22 protein-coding genes and 1 pseudogene are annotated in these 25,858 nt (G+C 68.7%); 12 read left to right on the top strand and 11 right to left on the bottom strand.

What is annotated here, in order from left to right; all coding sequences use genetic code 11:
- Window positions 1-111 precede the first annotated feature (111 nt).
- From ACIQZN_RS25020 to ACIQZN_RS25010, 3 genes and pseudogenes are all read left to right on the top strand, one after another.
- Window positions 112-918, top strand: a pseudogene (locus ACIQZN_RS25020) (NB-ARC domain-containing protein); the annotation flags it as partial.
- 156 nt (window positions 919-1,074) lie between these two features.
- On the top strand, window positions 1,075-2,730 hold the full coding sequence (locus ACIQZN_RS25015) for a tetratricopeptide repeat protein (protein ID WP_403998126.1): 1,656 nt from the start codon (window positions 1,075-1,077) through the stop codon (window positions 2,728-2,730).
- A 108-nt stretch (window positions 2,731-2,838) separates the two neighbouring features.
- Entirely contained in the window at window positions 2,839-3,126 is a 288-nt protein-coding gene (locus ACIQZN_RS25010) for a hypothetical protein (RefSeq protein ID WP_403997946.1), read from the top strand.
- A 389-nt stretch (window positions 3,127-3,515) separates the two neighbouring features.
- Here the strand turns inward: ACIQZN_RS25010 and ACIQZN_RS25005 are convergent, their stop codons facing one another.
- Genes ACIQZN_RS25005 through ACIQZN_RS24985 form a run of 5 tightly spaced genes read right to left on the bottom strand, consistent with a single transcriptional unit; the run spans window position 3,516 to window position 5,180 of the window.
- On the bottom strand, window positions 3,516-4,199 hold the full coding sequence (locus ACIQZN_RS25005) for a GntR family transcriptional regulator (protein WP_403997943.1): 684 nt from the start codon (window positions 4,197-4,199) through the stop codon (window positions 3,516-3,518).
- Window positions 4,193-4,417 (bottom strand): hypothetical protein, encoded by a 225-nt coding sequence (locus tag ACIQZN_RS25000; protein WP_403997940.1) that lies wholly within the window; start codon window positions 4,415-4,417, stop codon window positions 4,193-4,195. Before ACIQZN_RS25000 ends, ACIQZN_RS25005 begins: the two co-directional genes overlap by 7 nt.
- Window positions 4,414-4,593 (bottom strand): hypothetical protein, encoded by a 180-nt coding sequence (locus ACIQZN_RS24995; protein WP_403997937.1) that lies wholly within the window; start codon window positions 4,591-4,593, stop codon window positions 4,414-4,416. Before ACIQZN_RS24995 ends, ACIQZN_RS25000 begins: the two co-directional genes overlap by 4 nt.
- Window positions 4,590-4,889, bottom strand: a complete 300-nt coding sequence (locus tag ACIQZN_RS24990; protein ID WP_403997934.1) for a hypothetical protein — start codon at window positions 4,887-4,889, stop codon at window positions 4,590-4,592. The genes ACIQZN_RS24995 and ACIQZN_RS24990 overlap by 4 nt, the downstream gene beginning before the upstream one ends.
- Before the next feature lie 12 nt (window positions 4,890-4,901).
- Window positions 4,902-5,180: a hypothetical protein gene (locus tag ACIQZN_RS24985; RefSeq protein ID WP_403998123.1), complete on the bottom strand. Its 279-nt coding sequence runs from the start codon at window positions 5,178-5,180 to the stop codon at window positions 4,902-4,904.
- Window positions 5,181-5,258: 78 nt separating this feature from the next.
- On the opposite strand from ACIQZN_RS24985, the gene ACIQZN_RS24980 reads away from it, so the two are divergent.
- Together ACIQZN_RS24980 and ACIQZN_RS24975 are read left to right on the top strand one after the other, a co-directional pair.
- Window positions 5,259-6,014, top strand: a complete 756-nt coding sequence (locus ACIQZN_RS24980) for a GntR family transcriptional regulator (protein WP_403997931.1) — start codon at window positions 5,259-5,261, stop codon at window positions 6,012-6,014.
- 13 nt (window positions 6,015-6,027) lie between these two features.
- On the top strand, window positions 6,028-6,225 hold the full coding sequence (locus ACIQZN_RS24975) for a hypothetical protein (protein ID WP_403997928.1): 198 nt from the start codon (window positions 6,028-6,030) through the stop codon (window positions 6,223-6,225).
- A 634-nt stretch (window positions 6,226-6,859) separates the two neighbouring features.
- Here ACIQZN_RS24975 and ACIQZN_RS24970 read toward each other — a convergent pair.
- Together ACIQZN_RS24970 and ACIQZN_RS24965 are read right to left on the bottom strand one after the other, a co-directional pair.
- On the bottom strand, window positions 6,860-8,617 hold the full coding sequence (locus ACIQZN_RS24970; protein ID WP_403997926.1) for a hypothetical protein: 1,758 nt from the start codon (window positions 8,615-8,617) through the stop codon (window positions 6,860-6,862).
- Between the two features lie 174 nt (window positions 8,618-8,791).
- Window positions 8,792-8,929 carry a hypothetical protein gene (locus ACIQZN_RS24965; RefSeq protein ID WP_403997923.1) on the bottom strand — a complete coding sequence of 46 codons (138 nt, stop codon included), beginning with the start codon at window positions 8,927-8,929 and terminating at the stop codon, window positions 8,792-8,794.
- A 151-nt stretch (window positions 8,930-9,080) separates the two neighbouring features.
- Here ACIQZN_RS24965 and ACIQZN_RS24960 point away from each other — a divergent pair, with 151 nt between their 5' ends.
- Both ACIQZN_RS24960 and ACIQZN_RS24955 read left to right on the top strand, forming a co-directional pair.
- Window positions 9,081-11,171 carry a restriction endonuclease gene (locus tag ACIQZN_RS24960; protein WP_403997920.1) on the top strand — a complete coding sequence of 697 codons (2,091 nt, stop codon included), beginning with the start codon at window positions 9,081-9,083 and terminating at the stop codon, window positions 11,169-11,171.
- 50 nt (window positions 11,172-11,221) lie between these two features.
- Entirely contained in the window at window positions 11,222-12,106 is an 885-nt protein-coding gene (locus tag ACIQZN_RS24955; protein WP_403997917.1) for a GNAT family N-acetyltransferase, read from the top strand.
- A 213-nt stretch (window positions 12,107-12,319) separates the two neighbouring features.
- On the opposite strand, the gene ACIQZN_RS24950 is transcribed toward ACIQZN_RS24955, so the two are convergent.
- Both ACIQZN_RS24950 and ACIQZN_RS24945 read right to left on the bottom strand, forming a co-directional pair.
- Window positions 12,320-14,146: an MFS transporter gene (locus ACIQZN_RS24950; RefSeq protein ID WP_403997915.1), complete on the bottom strand. Its 1,827-nt coding sequence runs from the start codon at window positions 14,144-14,146 to the stop codon at window positions 12,320-12,322.
- A 180-nt stretch (window positions 14,147-14,326) separates the two neighbouring features.
- Window positions 14,327-16,636, bottom strand: coding sequence for a serine hydrolase (locus ACIQZN_RS24945; protein WP_403997912.1), 2,310 nt, complete (start codon window positions 16,634-16,636; stop codon window positions 14,327-14,329).
- Window positions 16,637-16,815: 179 nt separating this feature from the next.
- Between ACIQZN_RS24945 and ACIQZN_RS24940 the strand changes: the two genes are divergently transcribed.
- The 4 genes from ACIQZN_RS24940 (at window position 16,816) to ACIQZN_RS24925 (ending at window position 21,071) form a co-directional block, all read left to right on the top strand.
- A complete protein-coding gene (locus ACIQZN_RS24940; protein WP_018104284.1) occupies window positions 16,816-17,538 on the top strand; it encodes a GPP34 family phosphoprotein in 723 nt (240 codons plus the stop codon).
- 240 nt (window positions 17,539-17,778) lie between these two features.
- Window positions 17,779-18,636: a helix-turn-helix transcriptional regulator gene (locus ACIQZN_RS24935; protein ID WP_328900726.1), complete on the top strand. Its 858-nt coding sequence runs from the start codon at window positions 17,779-17,781 to the stop codon at window positions 18,634-18,636.
- Between the two features lie 223 nt (window positions 18,637-18,859).
- Window positions 18,860-19,060, top strand: coding sequence for a DUF397 domain-containing protein (locus tag ACIQZN_RS24930; protein ID WP_403997908.1), 201 nt, complete (start codon window positions 18,860-18,862; stop codon window positions 19,058-19,060).
- A gap of 442 nt (window positions 19,061-19,502) precedes the next feature.
- Window positions 19,503-21,071: a sodium:solute symporter family protein gene (locus ACIQZN_RS24925; RefSeq protein ID WP_403997905.1), complete on the top strand. Its 1,569-nt coding sequence runs from the start codon at window positions 19,503-19,505 to the stop codon at window positions 21,069-21,071.
- Here ACIQZN_RS24925 and ACIQZN_RS24920 read toward each other — a convergent pair.
- Window positions 21,059-22,171, bottom strand: coding sequence for an ADP-ribosylglycohydrolase family protein (locus tag ACIQZN_RS24920; RefSeq protein ID WP_403997902.1), 1,113 nt, complete (start codon window positions 22,169-22,171; stop codon window positions 21,059-21,061). The two genes, ACIQZN_RS24925 and ACIQZN_RS24920, sit on opposite strands and share 13 nt — an antisense overlap.
- 169 nt (window positions 22,172-22,340) lie before the next feature.
- On the opposite strand from ACIQZN_RS24920, the gene ACIQZN_RS24915 reads away from it, so the two are divergent.
- Window positions 22,341-23,261, top strand: a complete 921-nt coding sequence (locus ACIQZN_RS24915; RefSeq protein WP_403997899.1) for an aminoglycoside phosphotransferase family protein — start codon at window positions 22,341-22,343, stop codon at window positions 23,259-23,261.
- A gap of 4 nt (window positions 23,262-23,265) precedes the next feature.
- Here ACIQZN_RS24915 and ACIQZN_RS24910 read toward each other — a convergent pair whose 3' ends face one another.
- Window positions 23,266-25,848 (bottom strand): bifunctional FO biosynthesis protein CofGH, encoded by a 2,583-nt coding sequence (locus tag ACIQZN_RS24910; protein WP_403997896.1) that lies wholly within the window; start codon window positions 25,846-25,848, stop codon window positions 23,266-23,268.
- Between the last annotated feature and the right edge of the window lie 10 nt (window positions 25,849-25,858).

The raw sequence follows: 25,858 nt of genomic DNA, 5'->3' as shown, positions 1-25,858 counted from the left end.
AACCCGCTCCACCGACCTCCGTACCACGTTGCCCAAACCTCCCACCAGCGCACGACGTTCTCGGTAAGGTGCTTGGGCCTGACTCATCGATTGGCCCAAGCAGGGGGCTACATGCACCAGGGTGGCGAGCACACCAGTCTGCGGATAACCGACCACGCATCTGTAGACAAAGCTGTAGTGATCGAACACGCGGGTCACGTATCACTAACCGGAGGGGAACTCAAGCAACGAAGGAGGCCACTTCAAACCCCACGCGACATCCCCGAGTTTACTGGCCGACAGGACGCAATCCGTCAAATATCGGACTCAATTAACATTGACAACGATGCGCCTGCGATTTGCGTTCTCTCCGGAATGGCTGGAGTGGGTAAGACATCGATTGCGACTAGGGCTGCTAATTCTTTTTCCGACAGATTCCCAGACGGCGTCCTCTATGCCAGCCTCGCTGGAGCGAGCGCTAAGCCCATTGAGGCCACTGAGGTCCTGACTCGCTTTCTCCGAAACCTCGGGGCTTCCATCGGGGAACTTCCCAATGACTACGAAAGCCTTGTAACTGCATACAGAACCTTGATCGCCACGAAGGCGATACTGGTTGTACTTGACGACGCGGCCGATACGGCACAAGTAAACGATCTGATTCCGACGTCAGCAATGAGCGCCGCTCTCATAACGAGTAGACGCCCACTCGCGACTCTCGAGGGCGCACAGAACATCCTTGTCGACGTTTGGACGCCGGCCGAGTGCATCAAATTCCTTCAGGTCCTCCTAGGGGTTCCGCGAATCACGGAGGAAACAAAGGAATCCCATGAACTCTTGGAGCTATGCGGGCGCCTACCAATTGCATTGCGAATTATCGGCGCCCAACTAATTAGAAGGCCTTCGTGGCCTCTGGCCCGTATGGTGTCACGGCTCCGTGATGAGCAAAGGCGACTTGAAGTCCTGAAGGCCGACGACATCACTATTCGTTCGGTTTTCTCCACAGCCTACGAATCGCTAAGCCCAGAACATTCACGCATATTTCGCACTGTAGGGCTGAGTCTTGGCTTGACCTTCAGTGCGGAATCAATCGCACTGATGGCTGATAGTGACAACTATGAGGTTGAGGACCTCTTGGAGGATCTCGCAGATCGTCATCTAATTACCGCCGACGAGGTTCCCGGGCGGTATCGAATCCACGATCTCATGCGACTCTTCGCTAGGGAGCAAGCACACACCCAAGAGTCACATCAGGAAATAGAAAACAACATCCATCGACTCCTGGAATGGCATCTGCAAGTCCTAGAGGCTGGTGGCCCATCACTCCACTCCTGGGTACGCCTGGAGAAGGATAGTCTCATTGCCGGTGTACTGGCCGCCACTACCCGTGGATGGAATGAGCTGAGCTGGCGAACCGCCAACGAGTTGGCTGCGTATCATTCGGTGGAGAGCGACTATGTCGACTGGATCACCTGCAATAAGGCGGGGCTAATTTCGGCGCGCAAGTGTGAGTCTCTTGAAGGCAAGTCGCTCATGCTGGGTGGCCTTGGGCAAGCCTCACGGCAGCTCAGAAAGTTCAGCGACGCACAATCGTACCTGCGGGAATCGTTGCAGGGATTTCGCGATCTAGGTGATGTACACCGTTGCGCTCAGATCCTCTGGGAAATAGGCAAGACTGCAGCAAGTCAATGGGATATCCCTCAGGCCATATCCGCATTCACCGAATCCGTCGAAATAGCGCAGTCGGTAGGCCACCCGTACGACGCGGCGCGCGCATTTCACGCCCTTGGGCACCTCTATAGCGGAATCGGTCGCCACAAGGAATCGCTGGAATTCTTCGAGAAGGAATTGGAGGTAACCACAAGGAACGACGCCAACCCCCGATACCAGGGATTCACCTACCAAGGAATGGCTGCGTGCCTCGCCTCAAGTTCCATGAGTGAGCAATCTCTTGACGCTTACGACAAGTCCATCGCAGCAGCACGGGAAGGGGGCGACCGGGAATCACTTAGAATCCGACTCACTCGAAAGGCGAAAGTACTAGAATCCATGGGACGGCTGACCGAAGCCTATTCGGTGCATCGCGAAGCGATAGAAACTGCACGAGTGGATCGAGACGCATCTGGACTTATCTGGGCAAGACATAACCTGGCTGACACTTTCGTCAGAGAGGGGAAGATGGGTGATGCCGATTCAATATTCTCTCAAATTATAGAGACGGGCGAGGTTGAAGGTGACCCTGGGGCACTGATTGGCGCTCTTCATTGTTGGGGGGATTCCTACGCCAGGCGTGGAGAAACGCGTCGAGCCATTGAGTTGCTAGACAAGGCTATTCAGGCTTCTCGTGATAACGAGCAGGAACAAAACTTGATTGAAATCTCGCTCTGCCGGAGCCGAGTCGAGGAAAATCAAGGCGCTTACAGTACCGGGCTTCCCTATACGCTAGAGGCAGTAAGCGTTGCTCGCTCGTACGGCTCGGCAAGAATTTTGGCAAAATGCCTCAAGAGATTGGGTGCCCTGCTGGAAAAACTCGAAGAGGAAAAGGATGCGACGGAATCATTTGAAGAGCAGATCCGCTTGGAAGTCCTAATGCAGCAATGGAGTGAGGCGCTAATAAGTGCCAACAAGCTATCGTCCCTCTGGGAGAAGTTGGGAGATCCCAGTAAGGCGGAAAAGTACGCTGCAAGTGCGAGCGAGTACTCCGCCAAAAGTATCGCTCGGGGTAGCATATTCCCGGAACAGATTGAAAAATGAAGGGAAGGTATTGAAGTGGTCGAACCTATTTCCATGGCAGTCGCAAGTCTCGTGGCAGGTGGGTTTCTTGCCGAGGCCGGTAGCGGAGCGTGGCGTACCGTGACCCGAGTGTCCGAGTTCTTGAGGCAAAAATTCGCTGGCGACCAGGCGGCTGTCAGGACTCTGGAACAAATTGCTGAAACCCCCTCTGCTGAAGGAGCGCAGAGCGATCTTCGCTTGGCGATCGACCGTCACCTCGAAAGCGATCCAAAATTCCGAGAGGAGCTGCTTGCAGCCCTTGCGTCTGAGGGCTACGAGCGTGACGACGTACTAAACGCTCGAATCACGGTCAGCGATCGTGCCAACGTAGGGAAGATTGTTCAGATCAAGAGCGTTCAGGGAGACGTCAGCTTCTGATGAAGCTGCTCCATTTCAATATTTTCCAGATCTGGAGCGACCTCAATAACGGGCGTCCTCGACTGATAGGCACATCCACTTGAACGCTTGAGTAAGCGTTACAGAAGGGCCCCGGAGTTAATTCCGGGGCCCTTCCTTCCTGAAAGCCTCAATTATGCCGAAAGTCGATGGGCCACGGCTTGCGGCTGCGCGAGTACCTTCTCGGAATACTGCCAGTTCTCCCCTAACGCCCATATAGGGTATGTCGCAAGGTTTACGAACATTTCGAGCTGAATCGACTCAGGGGTACCCACCGGCGGGATAGGTGCCTGCCTTCGTTGTCGGTGCTCAGGTAGCAGGGCTCCTGTCGGGGCCTGCTCACGGCGGGAGGCCGGGTTCGCTCTGGGCCGTCACTCTTCCGTTCCCCTCTCTTCGGTCGTGTGGTGGGTGATGAAGAGTGCGTTGGCGCGGTCGCCAGGGAGGACCAGGCGGGCCGCCTCGACCACGCGGCCGGTGGCGTCGGATGAGACGCGAGTGATCGCGAGGATGGCCAGCGTCGAGCTGATCCGGAGGGTGGAGGCCTCTTCTGGAGTGGGGAGTCGGGCGGTGACCGTTTCTCGGGTTTCAGCCCAACCGGGTCGACACCACGGCAGTTCCGCCGGCGTCAGGTTTTGCGGGACGTAGATGCAGGCCAGGCTGTGCGGCGACTCCCTCTGGTAAGTGAGGTAGAGGGACTCCGTCAGCAGCGTGCGCGAGGGGACCTTGAGTAGGGGAATTAGGTCTCCGCGGGCTCGGACGTTGGTCGTGCGAATCGTGACGTGGAGGTCTGTGTCCGGGGTGAGATGGCCTCCCGTGTACGTGAGTCTGCGGAGGGGGTGGCGGACGAAGTTGCCCTTGCCGTGGAGCTTCTCGATCAGGCCCTCGGCCTGGAGGAGCGCCAGCGCGTTGCGCAGGGTCGGGGTGCTGACCTTGTAGTCCGCGGCGAGTCTCGGTTCCGAGGGGAGGCGGGCGCCTGCCTTCAGGTGGCCGGCGGTGATCTGGGTCCTGAGGTCGTCGGCGATGGTGTCGCGGAGAGACGGCACGACAGTCACCACCTTCTGAGCACTCGTACGGCGATCAGGCGCGTACGGGTGTCCATCGTCAGGAGTTCGCCCGACTCGAAGAGAAGGCGCTTGGCGCCGCCGGGGAGTTGGAGGAGGTCAGCTACTCGGCACGGTTGACCGCCGATTTGGATGACGTCTCCGCGCTGCACCGTGGCCGTGGTGATCTCGACCGGGGAGGCGAGTGCGCCGCCGGCAGGAAAGCCGTTCACGAGGCTGCCTCCGGTGACGTGGCCACGGAGTGGCAGGAGCAGGCGCATGCCTCGTAGATGACCGGGATGCCGATCGGTGCCGTCGTCGGGGAGGAGTGCGCGCACTCGTGGTGGGTGCCGATCCGGCATGCGCTGGATCGGTAGGGCGTGGTGGCCGCCGAGGGTACGCGGGTCATCCGAGGGTCTCCGCCGGCGCGAAGCACGTGTGGGTGAGGAGGTGGTGCGGTACCGGCGCCGAGTTCTGCCTTGTGTGCTGCTCGAAGGCCAGGATGTACGGGCGGACGAGGGCCGTCTCCTCGCCCGTGAGGAAGTCCGCGCGGTCTGTGAGCTGTCGGAGGAGCAGCGTCAGTTCGTCGGACGGTTTGGGGAGGATGAGCGTCGGGCGGGAGGGCCTTAAGACCTCGCGGTGCCGAGGCCTTTGGCCGTACCGCTCTCTGGTGCGCCTGATGGCGCTGCGGATACGGTTGAACATGCTGATCAGCTCCTATCGCTGATGGCCAGGTCCCCGGACATCGCCCGTCGCGGGGACCTCTTTGTTCACAGCGGCCCATAAGGTTCGGCCGCCCAGGCTGGTGGCCAGGAGACCGAATCGGTCCGCCGCCGCCACCACTTCCAGCACCTCCCGCCACGTCTCTGCGGGGAGGGATTCCGGCACCTCCGCTTCGATCGATGTGTGCCTGGCGTGCTCCTCCACGCGTGTGGTGAGCCCGATGGCAGATAGCCGGGCAGCGAGGGCCTCCGCGCTTACTTCTGGAGCAGGCACAGGGCAGCCTCCGTCACCGGCGATCACTTTCAGTAAAGCTAGTTAACTAGATTAGAGCTAGTGGACTAGATTTTCCATATGCCTGAGCAGCCGCCCTATCTCCGCATCGCCGACGTACTCCGGCAGCGGATCGCGGAGCACGAGTGGACTCCCGGAGACCGGCTGCCCTCTCGGGACCAGATTGGTCAGGAGTGCGGGGTGGGCGAGAACGTCGTTCGCCGCGCCCAGGAACTGTTGATCTCCCAGGGCGTGCTGGAAGGACGTGCCGGGTCCGGGACCTACGTGGCCGAGCCCCGGGCGCGAGTGCGGATGGTTCGGTCCGCGGCGCGCGAGCAGCCCGACGGGTCCCCGTTCCGAGCCGACATGAAGGCCGTCGGGCGGAACGGCGGCTGGGAGAGCCGAACCGATGCGAAGGTGCCCGCGCCGGCGGAGATCGCTGCGCGGCTCGGGATCGGTGAGGGCGAGCTGTGCGTCCGGACCGTGTACGAGTTCCTTGCTGACGGGCGGCCCGTGCAGCTGTCCACGAGCTGGGAGCCGTACGACCTCACCGGCGGGACCCTCGTCGTCCTTCCCGAGGGCGGGCCTCATGCCGGGGCCGGCGTCGTGAACCGGATGGCCGAGATCGGCATCATCGTCAGCCACGCCGTCGAACAGCCAGAGCCACGGCAGGCCACCGCCGAGGAAGCCTCACTCCTCGGCATCCAGAAGGCCGCGCTCGTCACGCACATCCGACGGACGTACTACAGCGACGAGGGGCGGCCCGTGGAGACGGCGGACATCGTCGTGCCCGCTGCCCTGTGCGAGATCGTCTACGAGGTCCCCGTCAGCCGTTGAGTGAGGCCAGGACATGGATGAAGCAAAGGTCAAGGGTCCGCTGAGCAATGAAGAGGTCGAGCAGATGAAAGATCTGTTGCGCCGCTACTGCGCCAACGACTTGGACCAATGGGAGGGGCTACAGACGGCGACGCCGTTCGGGCCTGTCTACGTCTTCATGACGCAGGCGCTTCCGCCTGAGTGGGAGCCCACGATGTTCCGAGAGTTCTAGAGACCCCTGTCAGCCACATGCGCCGGGAACGCCAGCATGTGCTTCCACCGCCACCCCTCTGCGCCCTCACCTTGCGCCGGAGCTGCGGGCACCGTACGAGAGGTGCCCACGGTGGGCCGTGAAGAAGGGGGGACGGGATGTCGCAGTCGAGGTGCGGAGCTCCCACGCAGAGCGGGGGCCGGTGTCAGAGCAAGGCGATCATCGGCAGCTCGCGCTGTGCCAAGCATCAAGGGTCGTGGTCCGCGTACGGGGTGGAACAGCGGAAGAAGAAGGAAGCCGAAGCGAAGATGCGGAAGCTCCGGAAGAAGCGATGACCGAGCCCACTCGATCGCCGATCTGACATCCACAGCTGACATCAACGACGGTGGATGACGGCAGTCGTTCACGGCCTCTCACGGCAGTCTCAAGCCGCTGCGTCGCCCTGCCAGGGGAAGGCCGACCGAACTCCTAAAGCGGGTGTCGCAGGTTCGAATCCTGCCGGGGGCACGAGTGTGAGCGGGGAACGCCCCGGGCCGGGATGGTCCGGGGCGTTCTGACTGCAACGGCCAAACGCGGCAAGCGGGCTATCGCGGGAGACCAGGTCCGCCGCGGCGCCGTCGGCGCTGCTCACGGCGCTGGGGGCCTTCGGGTGCTGTCACCCGCGTGACGCCGAGTGTCGCATCGAGACCGCGGGGCCTCCGCGCCACGTGGCCTCCCCGCCCGCCGGCTGCCCGGAAGAGCCTCGGGGCGGGAGCTGGACGTCCACGAAGTCCAGGCGGCTGTTGCTGTAGAAGTGATTCCATTCGTCGCCGTCGTACTTGGCCTGCCAGTCGCCGTCCTTGGTCGCCTTGAGGGTCTTCGTGAACCTGCCGTCCTTGCCCGTCACGGCGACGCCGGCCACGCGCCAGGTGGTCGTGCCCTTCGCGCGGAAGCAGATGTCGATCCGCGCGTCGGCCAACGCGGACCACTGCCCGTCGTCCTCGTTCTTCGTGTTGAGCTTGCCGGTGATCGTGAGGGGGGCGCCCGCCTTGACCGGCTCGGGGTTCGCGTTGAACTCCGGGAAGGCCGTCATCCGGCGGTACACCGTGTACGACTCCGGGGCGGGGCCGGCCGGGATCTGCTCGGTGCCGGGGAACTGGAACCGCCAGACGCCTACGCCCTGGTAGGGCAGGTCCGCGGCCGTGACCGTGCGGGAGCTGTCGCCCGCGATGGCGGGGCTGTCGATGGTCTTCTTGGTGACCCAGGTCGTGGCGCCCTGCGCCTTGAACTGGAGGTTCACCGTCAGGGTCGTCGAAGCCGGGAGGTCGTAGCGGTCGAAGACGCTTGACACCGTGACCTTCTCGTACCGGCTGACGGTGACCGTGGGAAGCCTGTGGAAGCCGGCGCTCGTCGTAGGGTCGGGGCTGACGAGCGCGTACCTGGTGGACAGCCATGGCGTGCCGTGGAGGGCGATCTTCTGCTGTCGGGTGCCGTAGACGGGGACTTGGGTGGTGAAGCGGCCGTCCTCCCCGGCCTTGAAGGTCCGCACGTTGTACACCGACATCGGCGTACCGACGGGGACCGGCTTGGAGACGCCGTTGCTGTCGCGGTAGGTGGCCCGGCCGCTCAACGGGGCGTCCGTCCCGTCCGCCCCCCGCACCGTGGGCGAGTCCAGCGTGATGTCGGTCGTGGTGTAGCCGACCTCGACCTGGCGGGTCAGACCGTGCGCGGCGTCCTCGCCGGCCGGCCGGAGGACCAACCTGACGTCGTTCTGATACGTCGTCGTGTCGTGCTGTTCCGTGCCCGTGAAGGTGAAGGACCTCTCGACATGACCCGCGGCGTCGGTGGTCAGTCCCGTCTTCGCCGCGGTCGTCTCCAGCACCAGCCGGCCGTCCGCCATCGGTGTCTCGGCGCCGTCGCGCGGGTCGCGCAGCGTCGCGTCCGCCTTGACGGTCACCGTCCTGTGCTCCACGTCCGGCTTCCCGCTCACCTCGAACGTCTTGACCTGCGGGATCAGGTGGTAGTCGAAGACCGCCTCGTCCTTGTGGAGGATCGATTCACCTTCGGTGCCGTCGTACTCGATGTCCACCGCGTACCGGCCCAGGTCCGCCAGGCGCAGCGGGGTGGTCTCGACGGCGGTCTCACCGGAGTCGTCCTGGCAGGACGGCATGCAGGGGTCCGGGTCCTCCACGAAGTCGAACTCCGTGATGGTCGCCACCGGCGTCTCGGTGCCCGGCTCACGCAGGAGCACCTTCAGGTCCTTCGGCAGCGTGGACGTACCGAAGTCCACGTAGATCCGGGTCTCGTCGGTCCGGACCGAGGGGCCCGACGGGTGCGGGTCGGCCGCCTGTGCCGCCGTCGGAGCCGCGAGCACGCCACCGAGTGCGCCGAGTGCGCCAAGTGCGCACAGCGCCGAGAGGGTCCGTCTTCTCATGTGTTCCCCCCCCCCAGGGAATCAAGATCTTTTCAGCCCTTCCAGACCTCTGGAAGGGCTGAAAGGTTGCAGGGACAACCAAAGTCCGCGTTCAGGCCTGCTCGCCCGGGAACGTGGCTCGGCTTTCCGCGGTCAGGCGGGAGCGGTGCGGGGTGAGCGCTTCCAGGTGGAACGTCAGGGTGTACGTCGAGAAGCGGTGGTGGCCCGAGAGGAGTGGTCCAGGGTCTCGCTCAGGGCCCGCCAGATGGTCTCGGCCGGCGCCTCGATGACCGTCTCGTGCTCGTCGATGTACGGCAATGGGGCGATCGGCATCCGAGCCTCCACGAGGTCCACGCGACGGGTGGGGTCATCCTCGCACCCTCGGCTTCCCCGACTTCCTCCCCAACCCTGCCAAGTTCATGGGCCCCGGGTTCGTTGCGGACTAAAGTTGTTTCATCACTGCTGTGGGGAGGGCCTGGGCGGGATGAGTCGTCGCTCCAATGGGTTGGTTGCCGTGTGGGCCGAGGCGCAGCGGCAGCAGCAGCGCCAGCAGGAGGCGCAAGCCCGGTATCAGCGGGATCAGGAGCGGGCGCAGCGGGCATATCAGCGCGAGGTCGCCCGCAGTCAGCGCGAGCAGAAGGCCGCCTACCGGGAGCAGCGTGAGGCCGAGGCGCGGCGGCGTACGCGGGAGTTGGACGACCGGGTCGAGGCGTTGCAGGGGCTGCTGGCGGCCGGGTGCCGGGCGCCGGCGTTCCGGGCCTCGGCGCTGACGCGGGCGGAGCAGGTCGAGCCCTTCGCGCCGGGGCCGCTGGCGCAGCCCGTACCCATGCCCGACCCCGCACGTTACGAGGCACAGGGCGGCGGGTGGACCGCCGGGCGGCGGGCCCAGGCGCAGGCCGAGGCGCGGGCCAGGTTCGAGCAGGACTGGCAGGCCGCGCAGGCGGCCGAGGCGCAGCGGCAGGCGCAGTTCGCCGGTTACCAGCGGCAGTACCGGCAGTGGGCGGACGCCCGGCTGGCGGAGATCCGGAGTCACAACGCCGGGATCGCGGAGATGACCGCCGGACTGCGCGCCGGGGACGCCGAGGCGGCCGTCGAGTACTTCTCGGCCGCGCTCTACGCCTCCACCGGCTGGCCCGACGAGCTGCCCCGGCAGGTGTCGGCGGCGTACGACTCGGGCGCGCGGCAGCTGGTGCTGAACTGGGAGCTGCCCCGGTACGACGTCGTCCCCGAGGCGAAGTCCGTGCGGTACATGATCAACGCGGACCAGGAGAAGGAGTCGCCCCGGCCGGTCACGCAGCGCCGGGCGCTGTACCGGGACGTGCTCGCCCAGTGCCTGCTGCTCGTCCTGCGCGATCTCTTCGCCGCCGACGAGTTCGGGGCCCTGGAGTCCGTCGCGCTGAACGGTTTCGTGGACGACCACGACCCGGCGACCGGGCGGCGGATGCCCATGTTCCTCGGCACGGTCATGGCGACCCGGGCGGACTTCGCCGGGCTGCACCTGGAGCAGGTGAACGCGGTGAACTGCCTGGTGGACGGGTTGCGCGGGCAGCTGTCCACGCGCCCCGACCAGTACGCCGCGGTGCGGCCGGGACGGGTCCCCGAGGAGGTCGGCAACGGGGTCGTGACGCACGGCGGCGACGAGGAGCCGGACCTGTACGAGATGGACCCGCTCGCCTTCGAGGCGCTGGTCGCCGAGCTCTTCCGGGCCATGGGCATGCAGGCCGTCACCACGCAGCGCTCCAACGACGGCGGCGTCGACGTCGACGCGCTGGACCCGGCGCCGATACGCGGCGGCAAGATCGTCGTCCAGGTGAAGCGCTACCGCAACACCGTGCCGCCCACGGCGGTCCGCGATCTGTACGGGACGGTCCAGGACGCCGGTGCCAACAAGGGCGTCCTCGTCACCACGTCCAAGTTCGGGCCCGGCTCGCACACCTTCGCCAACGGCAAGCCGCTGGAGCTGGTCCCGGGTTCCGAGCTGGTCGACCTGCTGCACCGGCACGGACTGCGGGGGCGGCTGGGCGGGGGCGAGCCATCGGTCCCGGCCCAGCGGACGGCACCGGAAAGCCGCGACGACGACAGCCGGAACGACGACCACAACGTGCTCGGCATGTACTGGTCGGGCTCCGTCGCTCTGGACGTCTGCGCGCTCGTCTGCCAGGGCAACCGCGTGCTGGACGACGACCACTTCGTGTTCTTCAACAACCCGCGCACTCCGGACGGTTCGGTCCGCGAACTGATCCCCGTCGCGCCCGACAAGGCCGCGATCCAGGTTGCCTTCGACGCGCTCCCGGCGCGTGCGGACCGGCTGGTGATCATCGCCGCGATCGACCCCGTCGCCAACCCCGACGCCGATCTGTCCGGCTTCACCGACGCCGGAATCCGGCTCCTCGACGCCGAGCGCGCCCCGCTCGACCAGCTGGACGTCTCGGACGGCCGGCCCGGCGAGACCGCCCTCGTCCTGGGCTCGTTCCGCCGACGCGCCAATGGGGACTGGGAGTTCGTCACCGGCGGCAAGGGATACCGCGGCGGCCTTGAGGAGTTGGTCACGGAGTACGGGATCGACGTCGAGTAGGCAGCCGAAAATCGCGGGCGCTCCCCGCCCCCGCCGCGCGAGGATGTGCCATGGATTCCTCAACCTGGTGTCGCGTTCCCGACGTTCATTCCTTCCTCGCCCGCGCCGGCGACTTCCTGCGGTCGCGGCCCGCGCTGCACACCGTCACCCTGACCGTGGGCGAGGGGCTGCGCGCGCGGGGCTCGCAGGCGTACGGGGACGAGGCGCCCGTCTTCGGGGTCCTGGAGCGGGGCGGGGAGGTGCGCGCCACGTATTTCCGGACGCCGCCGTACCGGCTGATCGTCACGCCCCTCTCTCCCGAGGAGGCCGGTTCGCTGGCCGCGCATCTGCATGCCGTGGGCGACCCCGTCCCCGGGGTCAACGCGGACGACGCGACCGCCGCCGCGTTCGCCGAGGCATGGCGGGCGCGTACGGGGGTGGCGCCCCGGCTCCACGAACGGCTGCGGCTCTACCGGCTCGGGGAGCTGCGGTGGCCGGATCCGGCGCCGGAGGGGCGCGGCCGGATCGCGGAGGCGCGGGACCGGGAGCTGATCGCGCGGTGGTACGTGGAGTTCGTGCGGGCCATCGACGGTGCCGGCCACCGGGACTCCGAGGACTGGGCCGACGCGCGGATCGCCGACCGCCGCGTCACCCTCTGGGAGACCCCGGACGGCGTCCCCGTCTCCATGGCGGCGCTCACGCCCCGGGTCGCCGGGCAGACCCGGGTCGCCCCCGTCTACACCCCGACCGAGCTGCGGGGCCGGGGTTACGGGGCCGCCGCGACCGCCCACGCCTCCCGCGCCGCGCTCGCCGAGGGCGCGGAGGAGGTGCTGCTCTTCGCGGACCTGGCCAACCCCACGAGCAACGGCGTGTACCAGCGCGTCGGCTACCGGCCCGTGGCGGACTTCGCGGTGTACGACCTGGCGGGGGCGGATTCCAGCCGGTCCGGCGCCTGAGGACGGAAGACTCGACCCCGGTCCGGGGGCACCGGTTCCGTCCTCAAACGCCGGACCGGCTGGGTTCGTCGTGCGGCAGCGGTTCCGTCCTCAAGCGCCGGACCGGCTGGGTTCGTCGTGCGGCACCGGTTCCGTCCTCAAACGCCGGACCGGCTGGGTTCGTCGTGCGGCAGCGGTTCCGTCCTCAAGCGCCGGACGGGCTGGAATGTGCCGTCATCGCAGTTCGTCCGGGCACGGTGTCCCCGGCGGGAGCTGGTACGGGGCGCCCAGGCGGTACGTGCCGGGGCGCGGGGCGAGGAGTTCCGTCCACTCGTCGCCGTCCTCGTCCTCGTCCATCTTGATCAGGCAGCCGTGCTCGTTGACGAAGGTCTTCGGGGTGCTCTCGTCCGCCCGCTGCTTGGACGCCTCCGTCTCCTGGGGGCGTTCCACGCCGTTGCCCTCCTCGTCCACGACGGCGAGCCAGCGCGAGTACGGGACGCGGATCAGGACCCGGCCCGCCTTCTTGACGTGGATCGTCAGCTCGCCCTCGCCCGCGCGCTCCACCGTGGCGGGCGGGTCGGCCAGGGGGACCGGGCTGTCCACCTCGAAGAGCCGCCAGTCCTTGTTTGACCAGATCAGCTTCAGATAGGAGAGGCCCTTGCCGACGAGTTCGGCCTCCTTGCGGGCGCCGCTGTAGTCGGGGTCGCCCTGCGGCAGCACCACGTAGTGCACCGCCCAGCGGTCGAGCCACTGGCGGTAGTTGATGGGGTCCAGGGTGTCGTCGTAGAAGATCGGGTTCCGCTTCATGTCGGCCTGGCGGTTCCAGCCCCGGGCCAGGTTGACCGAGCGCGGGAGCGCGGACGCCTCGCGGTGGCTGCTCGGCGGGACGACCTCGACCCGGCCGCGTTCGGCGCCGACCTTCTGGAGCTGGTTGACCAGGGGGGCCAGCGAGCGGGTCCAGGAGGCGGTGGGGGCGGTCCTGACGATGTCGTCGACGCCCTTGAAGCCGATCCAGACGTTCAGCGAGACGAACGCGAGGACCAGTGCGTACCAGCGTTGCGAGCGGGGCCGGGTGTACGGCAGCGCTGCCAGCAGGACGACTCCCGCGTACAGCATCGCCATCCGCGAGACGTTGGAGCCGATCTGCGAGTCGACCACGTACGTCGCCAGCGTGCCGATCCCGTACACGGCCGATGCCACGCGGACCGTCTTCCAGTCGGACGGCACGAGGAAGAAGACGAGCCACGAGAAGATGAACGGCCCGGACAGCGTCGCGACCGACATCGGCTGGGTGCCGGAGAACGGGAACAGCCAGGCGGACAGCGCGACCACCACGACCGGGGTGAGGCCCAGGGCGTACGCGCCGGGGCGCCGCTTGTTCAGGAACAGGGCGGCCGCCACGACGCCGAGGAAGAGCCCCGCGACCGGGCTGCCGGCCGTCGCGAGCGCGGCGAGCGACGCGGCGACGGCCGCCTTCGCCCACCGCTTGTAGCGCCACCGGTACGGCCAGCAGAACACGGCGGCGGTCGCGCCGACCGCGAACATCATGCCGAGTCCGAAGGTCACCCGGCCCGACAGCGCGTTGCACAGGTACGCGAAGACGCCCGCCATCGAGCAGGCCAGGGGATTACGGACCGCCTTGACCCGGTACAGGATCAGCGAGGTCAGCCCGGCCGAGACCGTGCCGGCGATCATCATCGTCGTCCGCACGCCGAGCAGGGACATCAGATACGGCGAGACCACGCTGTACGAGACGGGGTGCATGCCCCCGTACCAGGCGAGGTTGTACGCCGTGCCCGGGTGCCGGCCGACGAACTCCGCCCAGGCGTCCTGGGCCGCGATGTCACCGCCGCTGTTGGCGAAGAAGAGGAACCACAGGATGTGGGCGACCGCGGCGACCGCGGTCGTCAGCAGGACGGGGTGGCGCAGACAGCGCTGCTTCAGGCCGTCGAACCGGCCGGGCGCCTCCGGGACGCCCTCGCCGTCGTCGCGGCGCTTCGCCTGCGCGGGGTCCGTGCCGGCGGTGTCGGCGTCCGCCCGTGTGGGCTCGGCGGTGGTCACTGCGTCTCTCCCCGTCCCTCCCCGGACGCGTGGTTTCGGCCGGCTCTCCTGCTCGGGTCTCATGGGCCGAAAGACGCGCTCCGGGGTCCGCGCGTTGCCCACGGGACGCTAACACGCGGGGCCGTTCCGGCGCGGGGGCGGAGGGGGGCGCCCCGCGTGGGCGCCCCCCTCCCCGTGTCCTCAGCCGATGCGGGTCAGCTTGTCGCCGAACGACGGCTTCGCGAGGTCGCTCTGGAGCGCGACGGCGACCTTCACCTGGCTGCGGCCCTGGCCCACGGTGAGCGTGCCGACGTGCGTACCGGCGACCGCCTCGTGCGGGATCGTCTTGCCGTCGTCGGTCAGTTCGAGCTTGACCGTGAGGCCGGACCAGCCGACGGCCTTGACGTCCTTCGTCGCGACGACGGGGGTGGTGTGGCCCATGCCGTCGTCCACCTCACCGACGACGTCGCCCTTCTTGACGATCTTGGCGCCCTCCAGCAGGTCCAGCGTGGCCACCATCACCTTCTTGCTGACCCGGTTCACCTCGTCGATGATCGAGACGTCGTCGTACTGCCCCAGGATCGCGCCGACGATCAGCTGGTCCGTGCCGTCGATCATCTTGTGCGCCGCGAAGAGCAGGTTGCCGCCGGCCTTGGAGGTGGAGCCGGTCTTGATGCCCAGGGCGCCGTCGAACGGCACGAGGGTGTTGTAGTTGCGCCACTCGTGACCCGAGGGGTCCTTCCACACCGGCAGCTTCGTGATGTCCATCAGCGCCGGGAACTCGACCAGCTTCTCGCCGAGCTTCACCAGGTCCTCGGCGGTGGAGACCGTGGAGGCGGTCAGCCCGGAGGGGTCGGTGTACGTGGTGTTCTTCATGCCCAGCTCGTCGGCGGTGGCGTTCATCTTCGCGACGAACGCCTTCTCCGAGCCCCCCTCCCAGCGGGCGAGCAGCCGGGCGATGTTGTTGGCGGAGGGGATCATGATCGCGGCCAGCGCCTCACGCTCGGTGAGTATGTCGCCCTCCTTCACCGTGCTCAGCGTGGACTCGCCCTCGGTGTAGAGCTTGCCGTCCGCCTCGGCCTTGGCGTCGATCTTGATGTCCGGGCCGTCCTCGCCGCGCTTGAGCGGGTGGCTCTTGAGCACGAGGTAGGCGGTCATCGCCTTGGCGACGCTCGCGATCGGCACGGGCTTCTGGTCGCCGAAGGAGTCGACCTTGCCGAGGCCGGTGGCGGCCATGTAGCCCTGGCCCTGCTCGGGCCACGGCAGCTTCGGGGCGCCGCCCTCGAAGCCGTACGTCTCCTTCGCGGTCATCGTCAGCGACGGGTCCGGCAGCGGGCGCACCATCTGCGCGATCGCAAACGCGATGAGCAGGAGGATGACCAGCGGTGTCCAGATCTTGACCCTGCGCACTGCCGTGCGGACCGGGGTCTCCGGCGGCGGCGGGGTGTTCGTCAGCTCGGCGAGCAGGTCGAGCGGCGGCTTCGGCGGCATGGGCTGCTGCCGGGTGCGCTCGGCACCGCTCAGGGCAGCGGGCTGCCCGGCGACGGGGCTCTCGGGCCGGCGCGGGGCGGGCGCCTGGCGTACGTCGTCGGCGCGCAGCGGTACGAACTGGCTGGTGCGCTCGGTGAGCGACTCGGTCTCGGCGGCGACGGGCTGCCCCGACGGCGACCGCTTGATCTTCAGCGCGGTCGTCGGCTGGTCGACCTTGGGCAGCCGGGGGGCCTTGAAGACGGCGGTGGGCTGATCGACGGGCGCGTCCGCCTCGGCGGCGGGCTTCTTCGCGCCCGGGGCGTCGTCGGCTGCCTCGTCGCCGGCGGGCGCCTTCGCCTCCGCGGCGGGCGGCTTCGCGTCCGGGGCGTCGTCGTCGGCCGGCTTGTCGTCGGCCGGCTTCTTCGCCTCGGCGGCGGGCTTGGCCTCGGGCTCGGTGGACGGCTCGGGCTCCGGGTCGGTGGCCGGCTTCGCGGCGGTTTCCGGCTTCTCGTCCGGCTCGGGCTCGGCGTCCGGGTCGTCGTCGCGGGAATCGGTTACGCGGGGCTCCTCCGGGGCGGCGGACTCGTCGGGGTCCTTGTCGCCGTCGTCGGCCGTGGACACCCAGGCGGCCACGGCCGCCCGGAGGCGTGCGTCACCCTCCTCGGGCTCGGCGGCCTCCGGCTCGGCGCCGGCCTGGGGCTCGTCGGCCCCCACCGTCCCCTCGGCGGTCTCCGCGGTCTCCGCGGTCTCGGCGGCCTCCGAAGCGGCCTCCGGGGTGTCCGGAGCGTCCGGAGCGCCCTCCGGGGCGTCCGCAGCCGCCTCCGGGGCATCCGGCGCCGTCTCGGGGGCCTCAGCGGCCTCCGGAGCGCTCTCCGCGGCCTCCGGGGCCGCCCCCGCGTCCTCACCGGCCCCCGAACCGGAACCCGGTTCGGGTTCGCGGAAGACGCCGAGACGCGGATCGCGCTCGTTGCGAGTCGTTCCCGACGACTGCTGCTGCTCCGACTTGTCGGGGGACTCGCCCGCCACCGATGCCTCCTCCATGCGGCGCGGGGAACCACCCGCGCTGTCCGAACCATCTACCAGTGTCCCGTGTGAACCCTTGGCCGGGCTGCTAGACGAGAACGACATACCTACTGGTTCCCGTACAAAGCCACCAGGCACCCTCGACAGGAAGATGTGAGAGGGGTCACCCTGTCATTCATCCACGCGGGGAGGCATGGATGGGCAGGAGCCGCAGAACAATTCCGGAGGAGCTTCTGCTGCTCGCTCTGGACCCGACCACGGGTACCACAGCGCAGCCGCAGTCGCTCGACCTCGGCCTCGCCGGGGCCCAGCTAGTGGAGCTGGCCCTGGCAGGACGGATAGCCCCAGACGGGGATCGTATCGCCGTGGTGATGCCACGGCCGACAGGAGATCCGACCCTGGACTCCGCACTGGAACTGCTGCGCAGGCGTGGCAGTCCGGTCCGGGCGGTCCATTGGATCGGCGGACCCCGGCTGGGGCTCCGCCAGATTTACCTCGCTCATCTGGAGCGGTGCGGCATGGTGCATGCCGTCGAGGGCCAGATGTGCGGAGTGCTGCCGACGACTCGCTACCAGGCGACGGACACGGCGATCAGCCGGGACATCAGGTCCAGGCTGGACAGTGCGATCCGCACCGGCGTACCGCCGGACCCGCGGACCGCGGCGCTTGCCGCACTGGCCCACGCGGTCGGACTCGGCAAGCACCTGTACCCCGGGAACGAGGGGCGTTCATCGCGCTCCCGGCTCCGGGACCTGATCAGGCACGACCCGATGGGCGGCCTCGTGGCGCACGCCGTGATGGACGTACAGAACGGGGCGGTCGCACAGCCGCGCCGCGCCCAGGCGGCCGGCGTTCCGTTGCAACCGCAAGTGCCGTCGCCCTCACGGCGCGGCAGCATGGCGCACACCGCGGCCCACTAGGACCGCATCCGCACCACGCAGCACCACCGTCACCACCCGTACCACCGCGTCAACAACCGAACACAGCCGCACCGTTGTCATCCAGACCCGGTTCGGGAGCCGCACCAGGCGCGGGGCAGTCGATATCACCGACTGCCCCGCGCCGCTGTGTGTGGCCGTTTCCCAGCGCGGCCGGGTCCGGGGGTGGCAATCTGCTCAGCAGTAGATACGCACAGCTACATAGCCGGAGGTGCCGTTTCCGTGCCGTCCAACGTCAATCCCACCGTCAGGCGACGCCGGTTGGGTCAGGAATTGCGCCGACTGCGCGAGGTCAAGGGAATGACCGCCGAGGAGGTGGCGGAGCGGCTGCTGGTCTCGCAGTCGAAGATCAGCCGCCTGGAGAACGGCCGCCGTTCCATCAGCCAGCGCGATGTCCGCGACCTCTGCGGGGTGTACGAGGTCGAGGACCGCCGCGTGGTCGAGTCGCTGATGCAGATGGCCAAGGACTCCCGCCAGCAGGGCTGGTGGCACGCGTTCGGGGACATCCCGTACAGCGTGTACATCGGTCTGGAGACCGACGCGGCGTCCCTGCGGGTGTACGAGTCGCTGATCGTCCCCGGCCTGTTGCAGACGCGGGAGTACGCGCAGGCGGCGATCGAGGGGATGTGGCCGGAGGCCACGCCCACCGAGATCGACAAGCGCATCCAGATCCGCATCAAGCGCCAGGACCGGCTGACCGACCCGGTCGAACCGCTGCGGTTCTGGGCCGTGATCGACGAGGCCGTGCTGCGCCGCGTCGTGGGCAACCCGCAGATCATGGCCGACCAGTTGAGGCACCTGGCGGAGCTGAGCCAGCTGCCCCACGTGACGCTCCAGGTCCTGCCGTACACCGTCGGGGCGCACCCCGGGATGTACGGGAGCTACACGATCCTCGAATTCCAGGAGGACATGGACGCGAGCGTCGTCTATCTCGAAGGCATCACCAGCGACCTGTATCTGGAGAAGGCGCCCGACGTCCAGAGTTATGCCGTGATGTACGAACATCTCCGCGCGAAGGCGCTGAGCGCGGAGCAGTCCCGGGCGTACATCCTCCAAGCGGCGGAGAACTGCGGAGCGTGACGAATTCCGCGTCGGCCATTGAGATTCCCGGTGCGGCGCGAAAGGTACACCTCCGCCTGGTTGTGCCGGAAGACCGCCCAGGCGTAAGTCATCCGAACGAGTGAACGCCACTCACGGCCGATGATGTTGCGGCGTAGCGTCCCTCACAAGTCGCTGAGCGCAAGTCGCTGGGCGCAGCGGCTGGGCGCACCGCCCAACGACCGGCACAACCATCGGAGTCATTATGGCGATTCGGCAGAACGCACTGACGGAGTGGACCAAGTCCTCCTATTCCGCGAATGGGAACTGCGTGGAGGTCAAGGCGGCGGCGGGTCACGCGCTGCTGGTCCGCGACTCGAAGAGCGTGAGCAGCGGGGTCCTCGACTTCTCCGCGAAGACCTGGTCGGCGTTCGTCGTGGACGTGTCGCGCACCGCCGGGTTCTGAGACCGCGCGAACCGGCCGCGCGCTCGCGCCGCGGCCCGCACCAAGCCCTCTCGACCGGCCCGCCGTCCTGGCCGAGAGGGCTTTCGCCGTTTCCGGGCCGGATTCTCTGGATTTCTTCGGCAGTTCCCCTCCTCACTCGACCGCACGGGACCCGCATCCCGTGCGGTCTTCTTCGTGCTTCCCTGCGCTCACAGCCTGGCGAAGCGCCCGCTCATCGTGTGGCCGCCGTCACGTTCACGACAACGCTCCCGTGGGTCAAGAACGAGTAAAATCGTTCCTCTCGTTGACCTGTGTTCACATCTATGACCGGAAGGGTCCTTGACCCGGGTACCGCACAGGCGGTTCAATCCCCCAAGTCCCCGCTCCCGCACGGGGCGCCGCTGAGCGGCCGTACTGGCGAAGTGCGCACCCCGTTCACAAGGCGGACCCCGGGAGGGGACATATGAACAGTCTCGACTGGGTCGTGCTCATCGGCTACTTCGGCGTGATGATCGCGATCGGGCTCTGGTCCCACAAGCGTGTCGACAACGTCAGCGACTTCTTCACGGCGGGCGGCCGGATGCCCTGGTGGCTGTCCGGCATCTCGCACCACATGTCCGGGTACAGCGCCGTGATGTTCACGGGCTACGCCGGCATCGCGTACCAGTACGGCGTCACGTCCTTCGTGACCTGGTCGCTGCCCATCGCGATCGGCATCGGCATCGGCGCGAAGCTGTTCGCGCCCCGGCTCAACCGGCTGCGCTCGCGGCTGTACGTGGCGTCTCCGCTGGAATACCTCAAGAACCGCTACAACGTGCCGACCCAGCAGGCGCTGGCCTGGTCCGGGCTGCTGCTGAAGATCGTGGACGTCGGCGCCAAGTGGGCGGCGATCGCCACCCTGTTGTCCGTGTTCACCGGGATCACCCTCACTCAGGGCATCTTCATCACCGGCATCATCACGGCGGTCTACTGCACGGTCGGCGGTCTGTGGGCCGACGCGCTCACCGAACTCGGGCAGTTCGTCATCCAGTTGTTCGCCGGGCTCGCGATGCTCGTCACCGCGATGCACGAGCTGGACGGCTTCAGCACCCTGTGGACGGTCTGGGACAAGCTGCCCGAGGGCCACGCGGACCCGACGGCCGGTCCGTACACCGTGACGTTCCTGCTGGCGTACCTCTTCATCAAGACCTTCGAGTACAACGGCGGCATGTGGAACCAGGCCCAGCGCTACATGGCCACGGACTCCGCCGCCTCCGCGACCCGTTCGGCGCGGCTCTCCGCCATCCTGTGGCTGGTGTGGCCGACGGTGCTGTTCTTCCCGATGTGGTGCGCCCCGCTGCTGGTCCACGCCGAGAAGCCGGACGCCTCCGACAGCTACGCGCTGATGACCGAACAGCTGCTGCCGCACGGGCTGCTGGGCCTGGTCGTCGTCGGGTTCTTCTCGCACACGATGGCCATGTGCTCCTCCGACGCCAACGCGATCTCGGCCGTCTTCACGCGGGACATCGCCCCGGTCTTCTCCAAGGCCGCCCGCGAGTGGAGCAGCCGGGCCGGGCTGCTGGCCGCGCGGCTGTCCACGCTGGGCTTCCTCGGGCTGTCCATGGCGCTGGCGACGCAGATCAACTCGCCGACGTTCAAGGACATCATCTCCGTCGTCATCAAGTGGGTCGCCGGGCTGATGGGCCCGATCGCGATCCCGTTCATGCTGGGTCTGCTGCGCCGCTTCCGTAAGTCGGGGCCGACGGCGGCGCTCGTCAGCTGGGCGGCGGGGCTGCTGGCGTTCTACTTCACCAACTACGACCTGGACGGCTCGGTGAAGGAGGGCGTCGCGCTCCAGTACCAGGTGGCGCTGCCGCTGGCGATCTCGCTGGTGCTGTACGTGGTGATCGGCTTCGTACGCCCGGAGGACACCCCGGAACGGGACGCGCTGATCGAGCGGATCAACACGGACGGGGACGGCCCGGCGGTGCCCGCCCAGGCCGCCCCGGACGAGGCCGCCGCCGAGGGCGCGCCCACGGATCAGCGCGGGTAGCGGGCCAGCCAGCCCGGCGCTGCGGTCGCCGGGCTGTGCAGGGCGGGCCCCTGGGTCATCTCCATGGCGAAGTCGTCGGCGAGTTCGAGGAGGGTGGCCCGCCCCTCCAGCTCGGCGAGCCAGGCCGGGGGCAGCGCGGTCTCCCCGTGCATCGCCCCCAGCAGCGCCCCGCACAGCGCCCCGGTCGCGGCGGACGGGCCGCCGTGGTTCACCGCGAGCCGCAGCCCCTGCCGCACGTCCTCCCCGACGAGCGCGCAGTACACCGCGACCGCCAGCACCTCCTCGGCGGAGTCGGTGGCACCCAGGGACTCGACGAGCGCGGGCCCCGGAATGCCCCGGCGCACGGCACCGAGGGCGCGGCGCAGGGCCTCGGTGACGGGTTCATGGCCGGGGCGGTCCGCGAGGAGCCCCAGCGCGTGCTGCACGGAGCCGTCCAGGGTCTCGCCGCGCGCAAGGCCGTGCACGACGACCGCGAAGGCACCGGCGGAGAGCAGGGCGGTGGGGTGGCCGTGGGTGTGCGCGGCGCACTCGACGGCGAGCTGGAACACCAGCTGCGGCTCCCAGCCGACGAGCAGCCCGAAGGGCGCGGACCGGGTGAGGGCGGCGGCGTCGTGCGCGGCGGGGTGCTTGGGCCGGTCCAGGGTGCCCATGAGGTCGTCGCCGAGGCCGTTCAGGCATTCCCGGGTGGGGGCGCGGCGGACGTAGAGCCATTCCTGCGCGGCGAGCCAGCCGTTGTCCTCGCGGCGCTCGTCGGGCCCCCAGTCGTGCTGGGTGGCGGCCCAGCGGAGATGGGCGCGGTGGACGTCGGTGGGCGGGTGCCAGGCGCCGGTGTCGCGGCGGACCTGGGCGCGGATCAGCCCGTCGACGGTGAACAGGGTGAGCTGGGTGGCGGCGGTGACCGTGCCGCGCGCGCCGTGGGCGGGGACGAAGTCGGTGACGGCGTCGGGGCCGTGGGCGGCGCGGATCTCCTCCAGGGTGAGGGCGCTGACGCCGGCGCCGAGCGCGTCGCCGATGGCGCCGCCGAGGAGGGTGCCGCGTACCCGGCCGCGGAAGTCCTGCTGTTCGGCGCGCCCCCAGACCGCCAAGATGCCTGTACTCACCGCGCCACTCCCGTATGCCGTGGTTTCGTTCCCCTGTGCGACCGTGCGGTAACTGCGCAGCACTGTAATCGAACGCGTGCAGGGGCCAAGGAGTCGGAACGTTTTTGTACGGCTCCGAGGCGCGTCGAATTCCGTTGCGGCGCACGGGGCGGGGGGCGATGATCGCCCGATGCCCTCACCCCTCCCCCACGCACATCCCGACGGCCGCGCGGGCATCGACGCCGCGCTCGTGGAGCGGCTGATCGCCGCGCAGTTCCCGCAGTGGAGCGGCCTGCCCGTGGTCCCCGTCGAGGTCGACGGCTGGGACAACCGCACGTACCGCCTCGGCGACGCGATGACGGTCCGGCTGCCCACCGCCGCCGGCTACGTCCCCGCCGTGGAGAAGGAGCACGTCTGGCTGCCCCGTCTGGCCCCCTCGCTGCCGGTCCCGGTCCCCCCGGTCCTCGCCCTGGGCGCGCCCGGCGAGGGCTACCCCTTCCCCTGGTCGGTCCGGCGCTGGCTCCCCGGCGAGACGGCGGCGGGCGGCCGCGTCGAGGACCTGCCCGGCTTCGCGGTCTCGGTCGCCGAGTTCCTCCGCGCCCTCCAGCGCTGCGACCCGACCGGCGGCCCGGCGGCGGGCGAGCACAGCTGGTACCGGGGTACCCCGCCCGCGCACTACGACGCGCAGACCCGCCGCTGCCTGACCCTCCTCGCGGACCGCGTCGACACGGACCGGGCACGGGCGGTCTGGGAGGCGGCCCTCGCCGCCGAGTGGCACGGGGACCCGGTGTGGTTCCACGGCGACATCGCCTCCGGCAACCTCCTGGTCCGGGGCGGCGAACTGGCCGCCGTGATCGACTTCGGCACCTCGGGCGTGGGCGACCCGGCCTGCGACCTGGTCATCGCCTGGGGCCTCTTCGACGGCGAGAGCCGCGAGGCGTTCCGGGCCGCCGTCGCCCAGGACCCCGGGACCTGGGCGAGGGCCCGGGGCTGGGCGCTGTGGAAGGCGCTGCTGAATCTGGTGCTGGACACCGACGCGGACCCAGTCCGGGCGGCGAACGAACTGCGGGTGGTGGAGGCGGTGGTGGGGGAGCACGAGGCGTCCGGCTAGGACCTCAGTCCCCCAGAACCGGCAGCAGCTCCGGCAGGTGCCCGTCCGACGCACCCGCCGCCGTCACCCGCTCCTGCGGCACCTCTCCGTACAGCGTCGTACGCGGCTTCGCAGGGCGGCCGGCGAGTTCTGCGATGGCCTCCAGGTCGCGGACCGAGCGGTAGGAGCCGTAACTCGAACCGGCCATGCGGGAGATGGTCTCCTCCATCAGCGTGCCGCCCAGGTCGTTCGCGCCGGAGCGGAGCATCTCGGCGGCGCCCTCCGTGCCGAGCTTGACCCAGCTGGTCTGGATGTTGGTGATGTGGGGGTGCAGGAGGAGGCGGGCCATCGCGGTGACGGCCCTGTTGTCGCGGTCGGTCGGGCCGGGGCGGGCGATTCCCGCGAGGTAGACCGGGGCGTTGGTGTGGATGAACGGCAGGGTCACGAACTCCGTGAAGCCCCCGGTCTCCTGCTGGAGCGCGGCGAGGGTGCGCAGGTGGCCCAGCCAGTGGCGGGGCTGGTCGACATGGCCGTACATCATGGTCGAGGAGGAGCGCAGGCCCACCTCGTGGGCGGTCCTGATGACCTCCAGCCAGGTCGCCGTGGGCAGCTTGCCCTTGGTGAGGACCCAGCGGACCTCGTCGTCCAGGATCTCGGCCGCCGTGCCCGGGATCGAGCCGAGCCCGGCCTCCTTCGCGGCGGTCAGCCAGTCGCGGATCGACATACCGGTGCGGGTGGCCCCGTTGACGACCTCCATCGGCGAGAACGCGTGGACGTGGATGCCGGGCACCCGCTCCTTCACGGCCCGCGCGATGTCGAAGTACGCCGTGCCGGGCAGGTCCGGATGGATGCCGCCCTGCATGCAGACCTCGACCGCGCCCACGTCCCACGCCTGCGCGGCCCGGTCCGCGACCTGGTCCAGCGAGAGGGTGTACGCGTCGGCGTCGGTGCGGCGCTGGGCGAAGGCGCAGAAGCGGCAGCCGGTGTAGCAGACGTTGGTGAAGTTGATGTTCCGCGTGACGATGTACGTGACGTCGTCGCCGACCACGTCCCGCCGCAGCGCGTCCGCGATCCGGCACAGCTCGTCCAGGGCCGGACCGTCCGCGTGCAGCAGCGTGAGCGCTTGGTCGTCCGTGAGCCGGGTCGGGTCGTCCGCCGCCTGGCTCAGCGCCGCGCGGACGTCTCCGTCGATCCGGGAGGGCACCATCCCGGGGGCCGCCGCCTCGCGCAGCGCCTCCCAGTCCCCGTACACGACGTCGAAGTCGTCGCGGCGGTCGCCGGTGCGGCCCTCCGTGTCGATGGTGCGGTGCAGGTCGGTGCGGCCGGAGGCGTTGAACCCCTCGTCCGGCTCCTGCCACGGCAGCCCCTCGGGGATCGCGCCCTCGCGGGCGAGCCCGGTCTCCGGGTCGGCCAGCGCCCGTACGTGCGGGAGCAGGCGCGGGTCCAGCCAGGGTTCGCCGCGCTGGATGAACTCCGGGTAGATCGTGAGGCGTTCGCGGAGCGTGAAGCCCGACTCGGCCGTGCGGGCGGCGAGGTCGTCGATGTGCGGCCACGGGCGCTCGGGGTTCACATGGTCGGGGGTCAGCGGCGACACCCCGCCCCAGTCGTCGATGCCCGCGCCGATGAGCAGCGCGTACTCCGCGTCCACCAGGTTCGGCGGGGCCTGGATGCGGGCGGACGGGCCGAGGATGTGTCGGGCGACGGCGATCGCGGCGGCCAGCTCCTCCAGCTCCGCGTCCGGCATCCCGCGCATCGCGGTGTCGGGCTTGGCCCGGAAGTTCTGGACGATGACCTCCTGAATGCCGTGGTAGGCCCGGGCGGTCCGGCGCAGCTCGAAGAGGGAGTCCGCGCGCTCCTCGTACGACTCGCCGATGCCGATCAGGATGCCCGTGGTGAACGGCACGTTGGACCGGCCCGCGTCCTCCAGCACCCGCAGCCGCACGGCCGGTTCCTTGTCCGGGGAGCCGTAATGCGGGCCGCCGGGCTCGGACCACAGCCGCGTCGCGGTCGTCTCCAGCATCATGCCCATGGACGGCGCGACGGGCTTCAGCCGCTGGAGGTCCGTCCAGCTCATGACCCCGGGGTTGAGGTGCGGCAGCAGCCCGGTCTCCTCAAGGACCCGGATCGCCATGGCGCGTACGTACGCGAGGGTGTCGTCGTACCCCTCCGCCTCCAGCCACTCGCGCGCCTCCGGCCAGCGGTCCTCCGGCCGGTCCCCGAGCGTGAACAGCGCCTCCTTGCAGCCCATCGCCGCCCCCTCGCGGGCGATGGCCAGCACCTCGTCGGGCGACAGGAACATGCCGTGCCCGGCCCGGCGGAGCTTCCCGGGCACGGTGACGAACGTGCAGTAGTGGCACTTGTCGCGGCAGAGCCGGGTCAGCGGGATGAAGACCTTGCGGGAGTACGTGATGACCCCCGGCCGCCCCGCCGCCTCCAGGCCCGCGTCCCGCACCCGGGCGGCGGAGGCCGCGAGATCCGTCAGGTCCTCGCCGCGCGCCTGGAGCAGCGCGGCGGCCTCCGCCCGGTCGAGTGCGACTCCGTCACGCGCGCGCTTGAGCGCGCGCCGCATCGAGTTGGTGGTGGGGTGTCCGCTCTGAGGATCGGTCATGCCCCGAGCA

Origin of the sequence: Streptomyces sp. NPDC097595, assembly GCF_044761525.1 — a bacterium.
Taxonomy (GTDB): domain Bacteria; phylum Actinomycetota; class Actinomycetes; order Streptomycetales; family Streptomycetaceae; genus Streptomyces; species Streptomyces drozdowiczii_A.
The sequence above is the reverse complement of the archived record's forward strand: the minus strand, read 5'-3'. Positions and strand labels throughout refer to the sequence as shown.

What these genes read in the sequence shown, in the direction of transcription:
- ACIQZN_RS25015 (WP_403998126.1), top strand. Translation starts at nt 1,075, where the DNA reads ATGGCTGATAGTGACAACTATGAGGTTGAGGACCTCTTGGAGGATCTC.
- ACIQZN_RS24995 (WP_403997937.1), bottom strand. Translation starts at nt 4,593, where the DNA reads ATGACCCGCGTACCCTCGGCGGCCACCACGCCCTACCGATCCAGCGCA.
- ACIQZN_RS24990 (WP_403997934.1), bottom strand. Translation starts at nt 4,889, where the DNA reads ATGTTCAACCGTATCCGCAGCGCCATCAGGCGCACCAGAGAGCGGTAC.
- ACIQZN_RS24980 (WP_403997931.1), top strand. Translation starts at nt 5,259, where the DNA reads ATGCCTGAGCAGCCGCCCTATCTCCGCATCGCCGACGTACTCCGGCAG.
- ACIQZN_RS24975 (WP_403997928.1), top strand. Translation starts at nt 6,028, where the DNA reads ATGGATGAAGCAAAGGTCAAGGGTCCGCTGAGCAATGAAGAGGTCGAG.
- ACIQZN_RS24970 (WP_403997926.1), bottom strand. Translation starts at nt 8,617, where the DNA reads ATGAGAAGACGGACCCTCTCGGCGCTGTGCGCACTTGGCGCACTCGGC.
- ACIQZN_RS24965 (WP_403997923.1), bottom strand. Translation starts at nt 8,929, where the DNA reads ATGCCGATCGCCCCATTGCCGTACATCGACGAGCACGAGACGGTCATC.
- ACIQZN_RS24960 (WP_403997920.1), top strand. Translation starts at nt 9,081, where the DNA reads ATGAGTCGTCGCTCCAATGGGTTGGTTGCCGTGTGGGCCGAGGCGCAG.
- ACIQZN_RS24955 (WP_403997917.1), top strand. Translation starts at nt 11,222, where the DNA reads ATGGATTCCTCAACCTGGTGTCGCGTTCCCGACGTTCATTCCTTCCTC.
- ACIQZN_RS24945 (WP_403997912.1), bottom strand. Translation starts at nt 16,636, where the DNA reads ATGGAGGAGGCATCGGTGGCGGGCGAGTCCCCCGACAAGTCGGAGCAG.
- ACIQZN_RS24940 (WP_018104284.1), top strand. Translation starts at nt 16,816, where the DNA reads ATGGGCAGGAGCCGCAGAACAATTCCGGAGGAGCTTCTGCTGCTCGCT.
- ACIQZN_RS24930 (WP_403997908.1), top strand. Translation starts at nt 18,860, where the DNA reads ATGGCGATTCGGCAGAACGCACTGACGGAGTGGACCAAGTCCTCCTAT.
- ACIQZN_RS24925 (WP_403997905.1), top strand. Translation starts at nt 19,503, where the DNA reads ATGAACAGTCTCGACTGGGTCGTGCTCATCGGCTACTTCGGCGTGATG.
- ACIQZN_RS24915 (WP_403997899.1), top strand. Translation starts at nt 22,341, where the DNA reads ATGCCCTCACCCCTCCCCCACGCACATCCCGACGGCCGCGCGGGCATC.
- ACIQZN_RS24910 (WP_403997896.1), bottom strand. Translation starts at nt 25,848, where the DNA reads ATGACCGATCCTCAGAGCGGACACCCCACCACCAACTCGATGCGGCGC.